At 58.6% G+C, this 15,007-nt stretch carries 19 protein-coding genes; 10 read left to right on the forward strand and 9 right to left on the reverse strand.

All coding sequences use genetic code 11. The features are described from left to right. From HHJ19_RS01950 to HHJ19_RS01965, 4 genes are all read left to right on the forward strand, one after another. A partial coding sequence (locus tag HHJ19_RS01950) for a tripartite tricarboxylate transporter substrate-binding protein (RefSeq protein ID WP_296903609.1) occupies positions 1 to 658 on the forward strand: 658 nt, incomplete at its 5' end. A gap of 88 nt (positions 659 to 746) precedes the next feature. Beyond that, positions 747 to 1,655 (forward strand): site-specific tyrosine recombinase XerD, encoded by a 909-nt coding sequence (xerD, locus tag HHJ19_RS01955; protein WP_296903610.1) that lies wholly within the window; start codon positions 747 to 749, stop codon positions 1,653 to 1,655. A gap of 66 nt (positions 1,656 to 1,721) precedes the next feature. Beyond that, positions 1,722 to 1,937 carry a tripartite tricarboxylate transporter substrate-binding protein gene (locus HHJ19_RS01960; RefSeq protein WP_296903612.1) on the forward strand — a complete coding sequence of 72 codons (216 nt, stop codon included), beginning with the start codon at positions 1,722 to 1,724 and terminating at the stop codon, positions 1,935 to 1,937. A 136-nt stretch (positions 1,938 to 2,073) separates the two neighbouring features. Then, positions 2,074 to 2,241 (forward strand): hypothetical protein, encoded by a 168-nt coding sequence (locus HHJ19_RS01965; RefSeq protein ID WP_296903614.1) that lies wholly within the window; start codon positions 2,074 to 2,076, stop codon positions 2,239 to 2,241. On the opposite strand, the gene HHJ19_RS01970 is transcribed toward HHJ19_RS01965, so the two are convergent. Continuing rightward, the gene (locus HHJ19_RS01970; RefSeq protein ID WP_296903615.1) at positions 2,228 to 3,559 is read right to left on the reverse strand and encodes a class I SAM-dependent methyltransferase; all 1,332 of its coding nucleotides are present in this window, start codon (positions 3,557 to 3,559) and stop codon (positions 2,228 to 2,230) included. The two genes, HHJ19_RS01965 and HHJ19_RS01970, sit on opposite strands and share 14 nt — an antisense overlap. 85 nt (positions 3,560 to 3,644) lie before the next feature. Beyond that, on the reverse strand, positions 3,645 to 4,466 hold the full coding sequence (locus HHJ19_RS01975) for a ferritin-like domain-containing protein (protein ID WP_296903617.1): 822 nt from the start codon (positions 4,464 to 4,466) through the stop codon (positions 3,645 to 3,647). Positions 4,467 to 4,568: 102 nt separating this feature from the next. Between HHJ19_RS01975 and HHJ19_RS01980 the strand changes: the two genes are divergently transcribed. After that, a complete protein-coding gene (locus HHJ19_RS01980) occupies positions 4,569 to 5,093 on the forward strand; it encodes a gamma carbonic anhydrase family protein (protein WP_296903618.1) in 525 nt (174 codons plus the stop codon). A 45-nt stretch (positions 5,094 to 5,138) separates the two neighbouring features. Beyond that, entirely contained in the window at positions 5,139 to 6,107 is a 969-nt protein-coding gene (locus tag HHJ19_RS01985; protein WP_296903620.1) for an Hsp33 family molecular chaperone HslO, read from the forward strand. Positions 6,108 to 6,163: 56 nt separating this feature from the next. Here the strand turns inward: HHJ19_RS01985 and HHJ19_RS01990 are convergent, their stop codons facing one another. From HHJ19_RS01990 to HHJ19_RS02015, 6 genes are all read right to left on the reverse strand, one after another. After that, positions 6,164 to 6,658, reverse strand: a complete 495-nt coding sequence (locus HHJ19_RS01990) for a hypothetical protein (RefSeq protein ID WP_296903622.1) — start codon at positions 6,656 to 6,658, stop codon at positions 6,164 to 6,166. A 62-nt stretch (positions 6,659 to 6,720) separates the two neighbouring features. Next, positions 6,721 to 6,996 (reverse strand): septum formation initiator family protein, encoded by a 276-nt coding sequence (locus tag HHJ19_RS01995; protein ID WP_296903624.1) that lies wholly within the window; start codon positions 6,994 to 6,996, stop codon positions 6,721 to 6,723. Between the two features lie 18 nt (positions 6,997 to 7,014). After that, a complete protein-coding gene (eno, locus tag HHJ19_RS02000; protein ID WP_296903626.1) occupies positions 7,015 to 8,298 on the reverse strand; it encodes a phosphopyruvate hydratase in 1,284 nt (427 codons plus the stop codon). Positions 8,299 to 8,349: 51 nt separating this feature from the next. Continuing rightward, complete coding sequence (locus tag HHJ19_RS02005; protein ID WP_296903627.1) at positions 8,350 to 8,637, reverse strand: DUF1330 domain-containing protein; 288 nt, start codon at positions 8,635 to 8,637, stop codon at positions 8,350 to 8,352. Then, positions 8,634 to 9,488, reverse strand: coding sequence for a 3-deoxy-8-phosphooctulonate synthase (kdsA, locus tag HHJ19_RS02010; protein ID WP_296903629.1), 855 nt, complete (start codon positions 9,486 to 9,488; stop codon positions 8,634 to 8,636). Before kdsA ends, HHJ19_RS02005 begins: the two co-directional genes overlap by 4 nt. Before the next feature lie 85 nt (positions 9,489 to 9,573). Then, positions 9,574 to 11,262, reverse strand: a complete 1,689-nt coding sequence (locus HHJ19_RS02015) for a CTP synthase (RefSeq protein ID WP_296903631.1) — start codon at positions 11,260 to 11,262, stop codon at positions 9,574 to 9,576. Between the two features lie 195 nt (positions 11,263 to 11,457). Here HHJ19_RS02015 and coaBC point away from each other — a divergent pair, with 195 nt between their 5' ends. The 4 genes from coaBC to HHJ19_RS02035 all read left to right on the forward strand — a co-directional run bounded on the left by coaBC (position 11,458) and on the right by HHJ19_RS02035 (position 14,396). After that, complete coding sequence (gene coaBC, locus HHJ19_RS02020; protein WP_296903633.1) at positions 11,458 to 12,735, forward strand: bifunctional phosphopantothenoylcysteine decarboxylase/phosphopantothenate--cysteine ligase CoaBC; 1,278 nt, start codon at positions 11,458 to 11,460, stop codon at positions 12,733 to 12,735. Further along, positions 12,735 to 13,157: a hypothetical protein gene (locus HHJ19_RS02025; RefSeq protein ID WP_296903635.1), complete on the forward strand. Its 423-nt coding sequence runs from the start codon at positions 12,735 to 12,737 to the stop codon at positions 13,155 to 13,157. Before coaBC ends, HHJ19_RS02025 begins: the two co-directional genes overlap by 1 nt. 9 nt (positions 13,158 to 13,166) lie before the next feature. After that, entirely contained in the window at positions 13,167 to 13,613 is a 447-nt protein-coding gene (gene dut, locus HHJ19_RS02030) for a dUTP diphosphatase (RefSeq protein ID WP_296903636.1), read from the forward strand. A 204-nt stretch (positions 13,614 to 13,817) separates the two neighbouring features. Continuing rightward, positions 13,818 to 14,396: a glycine zipper 2TM domain-containing protein gene (locus HHJ19_RS02035; protein WP_296903637.1), complete on the forward strand. Its 579-nt coding sequence runs from the start codon at positions 13,818 to 13,820 to the stop codon at positions 14,394 to 14,396. Between the two features lie 78 nt (positions 14,397 to 14,474). Here HHJ19_RS02035 and HHJ19_RS02040 read toward each other — a convergent pair whose 3' ends face one another. Then, positions 14,475 to 14,999 carry a peptidylprolyl isomerase gene (locus HHJ19_RS02040; protein ID WP_296903638.1) on the reverse strand — a complete coding sequence of 175 codons (525 nt, stop codon included), beginning with the start codon at positions 14,997 to 14,999 and terminating at the stop codon, positions 14,475 to 14,477. Between the last annotated feature and the right edge of the window lie 8 nt (positions 15,000 to 15,007).

The raw sequence follows: 15,007 nt of genomic DNA on the forward strand, positions 1-15,007 counted from the left end.
GAAAATCCCCTACAACCCGCTGACGGATTTCACGCCCATCATCAATATCGCCGCGACGCCCAACATCATTGCCGTGCACCCCAGCTTCCCCGCGCGCAACTACAAGGAGTTTGTTGCCGAGCTGAAAAAGAACCCCGGCAAGTATTCCTTTGCGTCCTCCGGCTCGGGCAGCATCGCCCACCTGCAGATGGAACTCTACAAAAACCTCAGCGGCACTTTCATCACCCATATTCCCTACCGCGGCTCGGGCCCGGCACTGAACGACACGGTGGCCGGCCAGGTACCGATTATTTTTGACAACCTGCCGTCCACCTTGCCCTTTGTGCAGCAAAAGCGCCTGATTGCGATTGTGGTGGCAGCGCCGCAGCGCCTTGCCGTCCTGCCCGATGTGCCGACCTTCAAGGAAGTTGGCCTTGAGCCGGTCAATCGCATGGCTTATTACGGCATCGTAGGGCCCAAGGGCTTGCCTAAGGAAGTCATCGAAAAAGTTAGCGCAGGGGTGAAGAAGTCATTGGAAGATCCAGCCGTCCGCAAACGCATTGAGGACACCGGCTCGCTGGTGGTGGCGAATACACCGGAGCAGTTTGCAGCGCAAATCAAGGCCGAATACGAGGTATACAAGAAAGTCGTGACAACTTCCAAACTCAGTCTCGAATAATTCATTGCCGCTGGCCAGCACCATTTTTCAGGCCGTCCTGGCAGGCATTGCTTGCAAGGGCGGTATTTTTTTTGCTATCGTCAAGCCCATGCACCTTCCCGACGCCAGCCAGAGCCGCATAGATGGATTTATCGACGCCCTGTGGCTGGAAGACGGCCTGAGTAAAAACACGCTCGACGCCTATCGGCGTGACCTGTCGCTCTATGCGGCCTGGCTGGGCGCCAAAGAGCAGGCCGGCCGGCTGCTCGATGACACGGTTGAACACGATCTGAATGGCTATTTCTCCGCCAGGCATGCGGTGACAAAGGCCACTTCGGCCAATCGGCGACTGACGGTTTTCAAGCGCTACTTCCGCTGGGCGCTGCGTGAGCGTTTCATTGCGGCCGACCCAACACTCAAACTCCAGTCGGCGAGGCAGGCCTTGCGCGTGCCCAAGCTGATGTCCGAGGCGCAGGTCGAGTCCCTGCTCGCGGCGCCGGCTGAAGACAGCCCGCTGGGCCAGCGTGACCGCGCCATGCTGGAGTTGATGTATGCCAGCGGCCTGCGCGTCAGCGAGCTGGTCGGGCTGAAGACTTTTCATGTCGGTCTGAATGAAGGCGTTCTGCGAGTAATGGGCAAGGGCAGCAAGGAGCGGCTGGTGCCGTTCGGGCAGCTGGCACGCGAATGGATAGAGCGATATTTGGTTGAGGCGCGACCGGCGATTCTGGGCCGGCAACAGACCGACGATCTTTTTGTGACCAGCCGCGGCCATGCGATGAGCCGGGTGATGTTCTGGAAGCTGGTCAAAAAGTACGCCAGCGTGGCCGGCATCGCATCGCCACTGTCGCCACACACCTTGCGCCATGCGTTTGCCACCCATCTTCTCAATCACGGTGCTGACCTGCGCGCCGTGCAGATGCTGCTCGGTCACGCGGATATTTCGACCACGACGATTTATACGCATGTGGCGCGCGAACGGTTGAAGTCGCTGCATGCGCAGCACCATCCGCGGGGTTGAGAAAGCGCGGCTGATCCTGGCAATGCGCCGGGCAAAATCGCAGTGCTTTACTTAGCCAAGATTTTTATGTCCCTACCGAACCTACGCCATCAGCTGTTGACCCCGTTTCTGTTGGCGTTGTTCACCAGTGGGCTACCTTCTGCCGCCGCGGCCCAGGCCGGCATGCTGAAACAGCGGCTGGGCACGCCGATGCTGGTGGAAAACCGCGCCGATGCGGATTGCAGCCTCGGCATGGATGCGTTGGCCAAGGCCGCACCCGACGGCTCCACGACAGGGTTTTAGTCAATCAGCCTGCTGGCCCTGAACCCGCACCTGGCCAGGCTGTCGTATGACGCGCTGAAAGAGATTGGCCCGGTGCCCAGCGACACGCAGTCGCCGCTGCTGGCCACCAAACACCGGCCAAAACGCGCCCCTCGCCATGCCCTTGCGGCTCAGCGGGAAGATCAACCTGGCGCTGCAATTGCCATTGCTGCGCGACCGCCTGCTCAACGCCGGCAGTGTACCGACCGGCGGCAGTTCGGCTGAGTTTGCCTGGCAGATGACGATCGAATTCGACAATAACGCCCGCATCGTCAAGGCGGCGTAGATTCGGGCCGGCTGAAGTTCTGGCTGGGGCGTGTGATGCCGGCCGAAACGGCAGTGCCGTACATATAGTCCCGGCTGAAGGGGTAAAGCGACTGGGCGCCGAGGATTCGCGTGTCATGCACGAGGCTGGATGGCTTGGTGGCCAGCACCTGGTGGAGCGCGATCCAGCCCTGCTCAAAACTCATGGCGCTGCCCGCCAGGTAGAGGCGGTAGGCGCGCAGGGTTTTCTCGGCGCGCTCCGGTCCTCCATCTTTTAATAGCACTAGCCGCGCCGGGTCCAGCGTCGCCTCCAGCGCGTCTGACCAGTCCCACAGGGTTCGGGCATAGTGCGGGCGCAGGTTTTCGGTGTCCACCATCTCCAGCCCGGAGCGGGCCAGATGTCCCAGCACCGCGCTGACATGCAGCAATTCGCCACCCGGAAAAATGTATTTTTCGATGAAGTCGCCCATGCCTGCACCGAGCTGCCGGTTTTCCAGTCCGCCGGCGGTGATGCCGTGGTTCAGCATCAGTCCGCCAGGCGTCAGCAGGCGCATGATTTTGCTGAAGTAGGCGTCCATGTTGACCTGACCGACGTGCTCGACCATGCCGACAGACGAGATTTTGTCAAAGGCAAGGTCTTCCGGCAGGTCACGGTAATCGCGCAGTTCCATGCGCACGCGCTGCCCCAGGCCTTTTTCGGAAATCAGTTGCTGGACGTGCGCATGCTGGTTTTTCGAGAGTGTGATGCCGGTGGCGTCGACGCCGTAGTGCTCGGCCGCCCACAGCAACAATCCGCCCCAGCCGGCCCCGATATCCAGAAAACGATCGCCGGGCCTGAGCATGAGCTTGCGGCAAATATGGTCCAGCTTGGCCTCCTGCGCCTGGGCAAGTGTCATCGCCGCGTCGCGGTAATAGGCGCAGGAATAGACGCGGCGCGGGTCCAGCCAAAGCGCATAAAAGGCATCCGAGACGTCGTAGTGAAATTGCACTTGCGCGGCGTCCTTGGCGAGGGAGTGGGCCGCCATGGATTTGGCCCGCTGCAGCCAGCCCGACCACCAGCCGGTATCGCTCTGTACCGGGTTGCCGGGCAAGAGCTTGGTGACCACGCGCATGACGTCGCGCATCGCGCCCTCAAGCTGTAGTTTGCCTTCGACATAATCCTCGGCCAGGGCGCCGATCTGGCCGGCCTTCAGGCGAGCAATGCTCGACCAGCTGGAAAACGACAGCTTGACCGGCGCATCTACCGCGCCCAGGCGCTGGCCCTGCGGCAACTGCAGTGCGATGCCTGCGGGAATACCCGGCAGTTCTGATGAAATGCGGGAAACCAGGTGCCGGATCATGCGCATACTCCTACGGTTAAAGCGCAGTCTAGCGCGCTTCAACTATTTTTGTCGCCCGACGTTTCAGGATTAAAAAGGCTGAACTTCAAGCGTTTTCGCGCAAGATCGCCAGCTCGGCCTCGTTAAAGCCGGCTTTGCGGCGGGCATCCAGATTCAGCGGACCCTTCAGGCGGGGCGCACTGTACTGGTGGGCCAGCAGCGCGTAGGTCGCGATGGGCTCCAGCCCGCGCTGGACACACAGGTAACGGTACCAGTGGTTGCCAATGGCCACATGTCCGATTTCATCGCGCAGGATGATGTCCAGGATAGCCACCGCGCGAAGGGCGTCGGGCGTGCCAACCTTGCGCAGCTTGGTCTGCATCGGAGGCGTCGCGTCCAGGCCCCTGGCTTCCAGCGTGCGCGGCACCAGCGCCATGCGAGCGAGCACGTCGGCTTCAGTCTTGCGGCTCATGTCCCATAAGCCGGTATGGGCGGGAAAGTCACCATAATCACGGCCCATGCCCTGCAGCAGTACGCGCAGCAGGCTGAAATGTTGCGCTTCTTCCGCCGCCACCTTCAGCCAGTCCAGATAGTAGGCGTGTGGCAAGGCGGCAAAACGCCAGACGGCATCCAGCGCCAGATTGATGGCATTGAACTCGATATGCGTCACCGCATGGAGCAGGGCCGCCAAGCCTTCGGACGTGAAAGGCGAGCGCCTGGCGACATCGAGATGCGAGCGCAACTCCGGTCTTGCGGGGCAGCCAGGAAGACTGGCAGGTGCCTGAAAGCCGCCGGTAGTTGCTATTAAAAACATAGCTGAATGAAGCCGTAAATACTGGACAAGAGCCACTTTTTTCTCTAAATCAGGCTCCAGCCATGCCGCCAGGGCAAGCTGGCGAAGTTCTGCGGTGGCGGGCGTAGCGATCATGGCTGGATTGTCGGCGATCGGCTTCTTGGCGAGCGGCTGTTCGCCAGCCATCCTTACAATGAAAAAAACCGGTTTCGAAGACCATTTCCTCAAGGACTCCCCATGGCCATTTATCAGCTGGACGATTTCATCCCTTCCATTCACGGCTCCGCCTGGGTGGCCGACAGCGCTCAGGTCATGGGGCAGGTGACTCTGGCCGAAAACAGCAGTGTCTGGTTCGGCGTCGTGGCGCGGGGAGACGTCGAATCAATCAGCGTTGGCAAAGGATCCAATATCCAGGACAACAGTGTGCTGCATGCGGACGAAGGCTCGCCGTTGCTCATAGGCGAGAACGTGACGGTGGGCCATCAGGTCATGCTGCATGGCTGCACCATTGGTGATGGGTCGCTGATCGGCATCCAGGCGGTGGTGCTCAACGGCGCAAAGATTGGCAAGAACTGCCTGGTCGGCGCCGGCTCACTGATAACCGAGGGCAAGGAGTTTCCCGACGGCTGCATGATCCTGGGAAGCCCGGCCAAGGCGGTGCGGCAACTTTCGCCAGAACAGATCGAGGGTTTAAAAATGAGTGCGCAGCACTATATGAAGAATGCCCGGCGTTACAAAAGCGGGCTCAAGAAGCTGGGCTGATCGACCGGTTTTCCTTTTTTCCCTCCTGCACCCTACTTTTTCGACATGTCCGAACTCCATAAATTTATCTTTGACGGCCTCCCGGTACGCGGCATGCTTGTGCGCCTGACCGACTCCTGGCAGGAAATCCTCAAGCGCCGGCAAGTCGCCGGCGGCTATCCGCTCGAGGTCATGCACCTGCTCGGCGAAATGACGGCGGCCGGCGCGCTGATGCAGAGCAACATCAAGTTCAATGGCGCGCTGATCCTCCAGATATTTGGCGATGGCCCGGTCAAACTGGCGGTGGCGGAAGTGCAACCGGACCTGAGCCTGCGCGCGACGGCGACCGTGACAGGCACGGTCGATGCGGGCAGTTCATTAAGCCAACTGGTCAACCTGAATAACGAGGGGCGCTGCGCCATCACGCTCGACCCGAAAGACAAATTGCCGGGCCAGCAGCCCTACCAGGGCGTGGTGCCGTTATATGGCGATGGCCGTGAAAAAATCGAGAACCTGAGCGAAGTACTTGAGCATTACATGCTGCAAAGCGAGCAGCTTGACACCCGGCTGATTCTGGCTGCCGATGGCAATGTGGCGGCGGGTCTGTTGATTCAGCGTTTGCCCGTCAAGGGGCAGGGAAATCTGGCAGGTCGGCTCGATCGGGAGGCGAATGAAGACCAGATCGGCATCAATGAAGATTACAAGCGCATTGCCATGCTGGCCGGCACGCTAAAGCGTGAAGAGTTGCTCACGCTGGATGTCGATACGATCTTGCGCCGGCTGTTCTGGGAAGAGCCGCACACCCGCTTCGAGCCGCTGAGCCCGAGCTTTGGCTGCAGTTGCTCGCGCGAGCGCGTGGGCAACATGCTGCGTAGTCTGGGTACGGCTGAAATTGAAAGCATCATCGCCGAGCGCGGCAAGGTTGATGTTGCCTGTGAGTTTTGCGGTGCGCAATACGAGTTTGATCCGGTCGATGCAGCGCAAATCTTCACCCATCAGATTAGCCAGCAACCACCCACGCCAACGGTTCAGTAAGCGGCGCCCAGACCGCAAAGCCGGCAGGGCCGCAAGCGTGTCAGCAACGCTCCGGGTCAAGCCGGTCTGGCGCGCCGGCTCAGCAAATCAGTGAGTAGTTGATGCTCACATAGCGGGTCGCTGCATTTGTCGCACATTCGCACCCATCGCCCCATCTTGTTGCCATTTTCAAGCTCGTCCATTTTGGTGCTGACACTGCTGCCTCGGGCTGCTTGCATTTCCTGCTCAAACAGACTCTCACAGGCGTGAATGGCGTTTTGCAAACGTTCCTCGCCCTGGCCATAGATGACCCGATAAGCAATGCCGGCCCGGTCGAGCGTCGCGCGAATGAACTGGTCTGCCGCTTCCCGGGTGAGCCGGGCAGTCTTTGAGCTGGTGTCCAGGCCCATAAGCAGTGTCAGGTCATGGTTTGTCAGATCAGGCTGAAGGACTGCTAAGTCGATCAGCGCGATGGCCGCGTCCCTGCCAGACGCCTTCAGCGCATCGCTCAGGTAGGCGGCGAGTTGCGATTGTCCGCTGTCTGGCGCGCCGACCAGTGCAATTTTCAGCACGCTGTCAGGAGCGGGGCAGGCACGAGGGGATGCTGCCAGATTCGCCTTGCATGCAACCGGGCTTACTTGGTAATCTGCACAAAAATTTCATTTGGCTTGACCATGCCGAGTTCGCTGCGCGCTTTTTCCTCAACCATTTCAAGGCCTTCCTGCAAATCTTTGACCTCGGCAGCCAGCTGGTCATTGCCGAGTTGCTCCTGGGCATTTTTCGCGAGCTGCTCGTCAAGGCGCTGCTGCATGTCACGCACGCGGGGAAGGCTGCCCCTGCCAGTCCAGAGCTGCGCATGGAATAGCACCAGCAGCACAACCAGGATGGCAGGAACGATGCGATTTCCCACGGGTCAGGCGCGAAGGCGTTAGCGCAGGTTGTAGAAAGCGTCGCGGCCCGGGTAGGAGGCAATCTCACCCAGGTCTTCTTCTATGCGCAGCAACTGGTTGTATTTGGCCATGCGGTCCGAGCGCGACAGCGAACCGGTCTTGATCTGGCCGGCGTTGGTTCCGACGGCGATATCTGCAATCGTGGAGTCTTCGGTTTCGCCAGAGCGGTGCGAGATCACGGCTGTGTAACCGGCGCGTTTGGCCATTTCAATGGCGGCAAAGGTTTCAGTCAGAGTGCCGATTTGGTTGATCTTGATCAGGATCGAATTGGCAATGCCCTTGTCTATGCCTTCTTTAAAGATTCGGGTGTTTGTGACAAAAAGGTCGTCGCCGACGATCTGCACCTTTTTGCCAAGTCGGTCCGTCAGGATTTTCCAACCATCCCAATCGTCCTCGGCCATGCCGTCTTCAATGCTGATGATGGGGTATTTATCAACCCAGGTTGCCAGAATGTTGGTCCACTCGGTGGCGTCCAGGCTGAGCCCCTCACCCACCAGTACATACTTGCCGTCCTTGTAAAACTCCGAAGCGGCGCAGTCCAGGCCAAGCGCAATCTGCTCGCCCGCCACAAAACCGGCCTTGTCAATCGCTTCCAGGATCATCTGGATCGCCGCTTCGTGACCGGGCACGTTGGGCGCAAAGCCGCCTTCGTCACCGACGGCCACGCTCATGCCCTTGTCGTGCAGGATTTTCTTCAGGGCATGAAAAACCTCGGCACCGTATCGCACGGCTTCGCGAAAGCTTGGTGCGCCCACCGGGATGATCATGAACTCCTGAATATCCAGGTTGTTGTTGGCGTGTGCACCGCCGTGGACCACGTTCATCATGGGCACGGGCATCTGCATGGCGCCGCTGCCGCCAAAGTAGCGGTACAAGGGCAGGCCGGCTTCCTCGGCGGCAGCACGCGCCACGGCCATGCTGACGGCCAGCATGGCATTGGCGCCCAGGCGCGACTTGTTGTCGGTGCCATCAAGGTCGATCAGCGTGCGGTCGAGAAAGGCCTGTTCACTGGCATCGAGGCCGAGCACGGCTTCGGAGATTTCGGTATTGATGTGTTCAATGGCCTTGAGTACGCCCTTGCCAAGATAGCGCGACTTGTCGCCGTCGCGCAACTCGATGGCTTCACGCGAGCCGGTGGATGCGCCTGAAGGCACGGCGGCGCGACCCATCACGCCGGATTCCAGCAGCACGTCGCACTCAACCGTAGGGTTGCCACGGCTGTCGAGGATTTCGCGGCCGACGATATCAACAATTGCACTCATTTATGTTCTTTCAAATCAGAAAATACAAAAACAGAACCCGTATACAAAAGCTTAGACGCCTTCAACCACCACCATCTGCATGATCGCAGCGCCTTGCCGCGCGGCTCTGGCCTTGCCGTATTCTGGCGAAGCGTCAAACGCCTTTGCGGCTTCAAACGTCGGGAATTTCAAAATAACGATGCGACCGGGTTGCCAGTCGCCCTCAAGTACCTCTAGCTTGCCGCCACGCACGCAAACTTCGGCACCGTGCACCTGCATCGCTGCGCTCGACCATCTTTTATAGTCTTCGTACTGCAACGGGTTGGTGACCGTTACATTGGCAATGATGTAGCCGCTCATATGAAATCATTCTCCAGAAAGCCATTTTTCTTGGTCACGCGGTCGAGTTCGAGCAGCGTTTCCAGCAAGGCTTTCATATGCTTGAGCGGGACGGCGTTGGGGCCGTCGCTCAGCGCTTTGGCGGGATCAGGGTGAGTTTCCATGAAGAGTCCGGCAATACCCGCCGCCACTGCGGCGCGCGCCAGGACCGGCACCATTTCACGCTGGCCGCCGCTGCTGGTGCCGTTGCCGCCGGGCAACTGCACCGAATGCGTGGCGTCAAACACCACCGGCGCATGGGTTTCGCGCATGATCGCCAGGCTGCGCATGTCGGACACCAGGTTGTTGTAGCCAAAACTGGTTCCCCGTTCGCAAGCCATGAAGCGGTCTTCGTCCAAACCTTTTTCGCGTGCCGCAGCCCGCGCCTTGTCGATGACGTTCTTCATGTCGCCGGGCGCCAGAAACTGGCCTTTTTTAATGTTGACGGGTTTGCCCGATTGCGCCACGGCATAAATGAAGTCGGTCTGGCGGCACAAAAAGGCCGGAGTCTGCAATACGTCCACCACAGCGGCCACGGTAGCGATCTCGGTTTCAGAATGAACATCAGTCAGGATCGGCAGATTCAGTTCGCGTTTGACTTTGGCGAGAATCTCCAAGCCTTTGAGCATGCCCGGACCGCGAAAACTGCTGCCGCTGGAGCGGTTGGCCTTGTCATAGCTGGATTTGAAAATAAAAGGAATGCCCAGGGACGCGGTGATTTCCTTGAGCGTGCCGGCCGTGTCCATCTGCAATTGCTCGGACTCCACCACGCAAGGTCCAGCAATCAGAAAAAAGGGCTGGTTCAGGCCGATCTCGAATCCGCACAACTTCATACGTCCTCCATACGAGTCACTTTGTGCACCGCGCTGGCTCCAGTGGGGTCTCCAATGTGTTGAGCCGGTTCAACGGCGCGTATGTTCACGCCACCACCTTAAAAGGCTTTGAGGCAGCCTTTTGTTCCTGACCCGCTGCCCGGTGCTCAAGCGCCGCTGCAATGTAGGCATTGAAGAGTGGATGACCTTCCCACGGCGTGGACTTGAACTCGGGGTGAAACTGAACGCCCATGAACCATGGATGGACATCCTGCGGCAACTCGACAATCTCGGTGAGGTGTTCGCGCTGCGTCAGCGCGGAGATGACTAATCCTGATTTTCGCAGGATGTCCAGGTAATTGACGTTGGCTTCATAACGGTGGCGATGGCGTTCTGTCACTACGTCGCCGTATATCTTGTGGGCGAGCGTGCCTTTGGCCACATCGGAGCTCTGCGCGCCCAGACGCATGGTGCCTCCCAAATCAGAGTTGGCATTGCGTGTCTTGATGGTGCCGTCGGCGTCTTTCCATTCGGTTATGAGGGCAATTACCGGGTTGGGACTGGCCGGGTTGAATTCGGTGCTGTCGGCATCCCTGAGACCGGCGACGTGTCGGGCAAACTCAATCGTGGCCACCTGCATGCCCAGACAGATGCCCAAGTAGGGAATCCTGTTTTCACGGGCAAATTGGGCAGCGCAGATTTTGCCTTCCACGCCGCGCACGCCGAAGCCGCCAGGTACCAGAATGCCGTCAAACTGGGCCAGGCGCGAAACCGTCCCGGGGGTGAGGCTTTCGGAATCGATGTACTCAATCACCACCTTGGCATGGTTTCTCATGCCTGCGTGGCGCAAGGCTTCATTGAGCGACTTGTAGCTGTCACTCAAATCCACGTACTTGCCGACCATGGCGATGCTTACTTCTGTTTTGGGATGCTCGGTTTCATACACCAGATCGTCCCAGCGCTTGAGGTTGGCAGGTGGCGTGTTCAGGCGCAGTTTGTCGCAAATCAGCCCGTCCAGCCCCTGCTCGTGCAGCATGCGAGGCACTTTGTAAATCGTGTCGACGTCCCACATCGAGATAACGCCCCACTCGGGTACGTTGGAGAACATCGAGATTTTGTCGCGCTCTTCCTCGGGGATACGGCGATCGGCGCGGCACAGCAAGACGTCGGCCTGAATGCCAATCTCTCGCAGTTGCTTGGCCGTGTGCTGCGTCGGCTTGGTCTTCAGTTCACCTGCCGCGGCAATCCAGGGGACGTAGCTCAGGTGGACAAAGGCGCTGTTATTGGGACCCATTCGCAAGCTCATCTGCCGCACCGCTTCAAGGAAGGGCAGCGATTCGATGTCGCCAACTGTGCCGCCTATTTCGACAATGGCCACATCCACCGCTTCCGGTGTGTCATAGCCGGCACCGCGCTTGATGAAATCCTGGATTTCGTTTGTGATGTGCGGAATCACTTGAACCGTTTTGCCGAGGTAGTCGCCACGGCGTTCCTTTTCAAGAACACTTTGATAAATCTGCCCCGTGGTGAAGTTGTTCGCTTTGCGCATCCGCGTTTCAATGAAACGTTCGTAATGGCCCAAATCCAGATCGGTTTCCGCGCCGTCGTCGGTCACAAACACTTCGCCGTGCTGAAACGGAGACATGGTGCCCGGATCCACATTGATGTAGGGGTCAAGCTTGATCAAAGTGACTTTGAGGCCTCGCGATTCGAGGAGCGCTGCTAAAGAGGCTGAGGCGATTCCCTTGCCCAGGGAAGACACCACACCGCCGGTGACGAAGACAAATTTGGTCATGCTAGGCCCGAACCGCAAGTTCGCTGAGGTGGTAAAGGGAGATTATACGGGTGGACTGATTCAGCGGCGCCGCTCATCCTGTCAAACCGGCTACTTCTTCATTTCAAGCTTGCCGGCAAGAAACGCCCTGGAGAGTTCGCCTATTTCAAGCAGCAAAAAAGCGCCCGGGCCTGCCTTGCTGATACATTGTCATTCATGATAAATCAAGCCGATGTGCCGTGTATGGAAGCAGAAGAGCTGGAACTGGCGGGGAAACATATTGTGCTCGGCCTTTCGGGTGGAATCGCTTGCTACAAGGCGGCCGAGTTGTGCCGTGCCTTGATCAAGGCGGGTGCGACGGTGCAGGTGGTGATGACGGAAGCGGCGGAGCAATTCATCACTGCGGTTACCCTGCAGGCACTTAGCGGGCGGCCGGTTTACACCAGCCAGTGGGACCGCCGTGAGAGCAACAATATGCCGCATATCAACTTGACGCGCGAAGCTGACGCGATTGTGGTCGCGCCCTGCAGCGCCGATTTCATCGCCCGGCTGCTTCACGGAAGTGCCGACGATCTGCTGAGTTTGATGTGCCTGGCGCGACCCATGGTTAAAGTGCCGCTGCTGCTGGCACCAGCGATGAACCGCGAGATGTTCGCGCATCCGGCCACGCAGCGTAACTTCGCGCAACTGGCGGCCGATGGGGCAACGGTGCTGGGCGTGGGCAGTGGCTTTCAGGCCTGCGGTGAAACCGGTGACGGCCGCATGCTCGAACCCGAGCAGCTGCTCGAAGACATCGTTGCGTTTTTTACACCGAAAGTGCTGGCGGGCCAGCGCGTGCTAATTACGGCCGGTCCTACTTACGAGGCAATTGATCCGGTGCGCGGCATCACTAATCTTTCGAGCGGCAAGATGGGATTTGCGATTGCGCGAGCAGCGCGCGAAGCCGGTGCCGATGTCACCCTGGTTGCGGGCCCGGTAAGCCTGCCCACGCCGCGCGGGGTCGCCCGTATCGACGTGAAATCAGCAAAAAATATGCTGGATGTCGTGACGGAAGAAGTCCAGCAAGCTAGCGTATTTGTAGCAACAGCCGCCGTGGCCGATTGGCGACCGGCCACACCGTCGGCCCAGAAAATCAAGAAGGACGGCTCGGGCCGCGCGCCGCAACTGGAATTTACAGAGAACGTCGACATTCTTGCCGCCGTCGCCCAGTCAGCTGCGGCTCAACTGGGCACGCTGTTTTGTGTGGGCTTTGCCGCGGAAAGCCATGACCTGCTTGAAAACACCCAAGCCAAGCGTTTGCGCAAAAAAGTGCCGCTGCTGGTTGGCAATATCGGCCCCGATACCTTCGGGCAGGATCACAACGCGCTGCTGTTGATTGACGGGCAAGGTGCACTCCAATTGCGCAGGGCGTCCAAACTCTCACTCGCACGGCGGCTGGTTCAGGAGATCGCGACCAGGCGGCGGGCAACCGGCGTACTGCACTCCCAAGCCTAATGACCCGTTCTTCCAATACCCCACCCGATGGTGATTTTGCACGCTACATTGAACGTCTCACGGATGCCCGCGCTGCGGCTGGTACGCGCGAAGATTTGCTGAAACCTGGGGCGGATAATGCAGCCGACACGTCGTTTGCGGCTGGCTCCGGCATGATGCGGGTCAAACCGGACCCGGAAGTTTTTGCCGGAAAGACGTTTCTCGAACACATTAAGTGGGTGGTCGTGGCGTGGCTGGTGACGCAAGCGCTGGCAACACTCATGCCCGGTGCGGATGCCCTGTTTATTCCCATTCTGGTGATTTACGCCACCTGGGTCGTTTTCAGGCGCACTCGAAACTTTTCTCAGGCCATGATGACCCGTTTTTCGGAGGCTGGCCCAAAAAGTCCAGGACGAAACCATAAAAACTCCACCCGAGCATAAAAATAGCCCATGAAAATTGACGTCAAGATATTGGACTCCCGCCTTCAGTGCAATCTTCCAACCTACGCGACGCCCGGGAGTGCCGGGCTGGACCTTCGTGCCTGCCTGGATACTCCGCTTACATTGGGCGCTAACGCCTGGCATCTGGTGCCCACGGGCATCGCCATTTACCTGCACAACCCCGCTTACGCAGCGCTGATTTTGCCGCGTTCCGGGTTAGGTCATAAACACGGCATCGTCCTGGGCAATCTGGTGGGACTGATTGACAGCGACTATCAGGGCCAACTGATGGTGAGCGCATGGAATCGCAGCGATATTCCCTTCACTATAGAACCCATGGAGCGCATTGCGCAACTGCTCATCGTCCCGGTTGTGCAGGCGCAATTCAATATTGTTGCCGAGTTCCCGGCCAGCGCGCGTGGCGAGGGCGGCTACGGATCAACTGGCAAGGGATGAATCGTTCGGGCTCGTAGTCCCTCCGTCAGGCTTCGCCTACAGAAATTGCCCGCAGTTTCCCACATGGTCAGAGCACCGGAGCTCACCTGCCGGATGAACAACTGCACATTTAATTGGCAATTAGTGGTAGCGAGTCATCTGTCCTCTTGCCTAGGGCGTTGAGTGAGTCGGCAGACCATGAATATTAACTAAAAGGGGATCTCAATGCATCGTGCTTTTCGAATCATTTCCACCGCTTCCACCGTACTGGTGATCACCACTCTTGCAGCATGTGGCTCAGTGCCCATGGATTCACAGGGGCCGATCTCCTCCTATCCGGCATCGCCTTATTCAAATCAAAATCAATATCCGGCACAGTATCCGTCCCAATATCCGTCCCAATATCCGTCCCAGTATCCGGCGCAGAATCAGTACCCCGCGCAGAATCAGCAAAGCGCCTATGTTGAATATGGGAGGGTAAGTAACGTGGAGGTTTTCCAGACCCAGGAGCAAGCCAGAGGGACCGGACTTGGCGCCATCCTTGGCGGCGTGGCTGGCGGGGTAATTGGCCATCAGATTGGCCGGGGAACGGGACGCGATGTGGCGACGGTCGCCGGTGCCGTAGGCGGCGCTGTTGCCGGTAATGCCATCGAGAAAAATCGCAATCCCAATATAAGTCAGGTCTACCGGGTCACCGTCCAGCTTGACAATGGGCCAGCTCGTGCCTACGACGTTCCATCCACCGGCGATCTGCGTATTGGCGACCGAGTGAGAATTCAAAACGGGCAGCTCTTCCGGTATTGAAAAGGCACTTGACAGTTATTAAAAGCGTTGCGACAGCAAAACTGTTGCGGCGCTTTTTTTTATACCTCAAATATTTGTCTAATGAAGCGTGCCGTTGCCAGGCATCGATGGCTCCAGCTTGAAAAAGCCGGTACCTAGCGAACCCTGTCCAATTTCTTGTTCGGTGGCATCGCGCACAGACTCCACCTTGAGCGACAGCCGGATGGCAATGCCGGCCAGTGGATGATTGCCGTCAAGCACGACGTGTTCCGGGTAAATGTCAGTCACGGTGTAGATGTACGAATGGGGAATCTGGTCGCTTGTACCCGCAGGCATCGCTGCGCCGTCGAAGGTCATGCCTTCTTCAAGTCCTGCCGGGAAGACGCTGCGGGGTTCGAGAAAGACCAGGTTTTCATCGTATTCGCCAAAAGCGTTTTCGGGTTCCAGGTGCAACTCAAGTTGGTCCGAAGGACCGCGACCTTGCAGCGCTTCTTCAATTTTGGTAAGCAAATCACTGCCGCCAAGCAAAAACTCTACTGGCTCGTCCAACTCGTCCAGTAGATCGCCCAGAGTATCTTTCAGTGTCCATGTGAGAGCGACGACGCATTGCGGGGTGATTTTCATCGCACAAT

The organism is Polaromonas sp., from assembly GCF_012927415.1.
GTDB lineage: Bacteria > Pseudomonadota > Gammaproteobacteria > Burkholderiales > Burkholderiaceae_C > Polaromonas.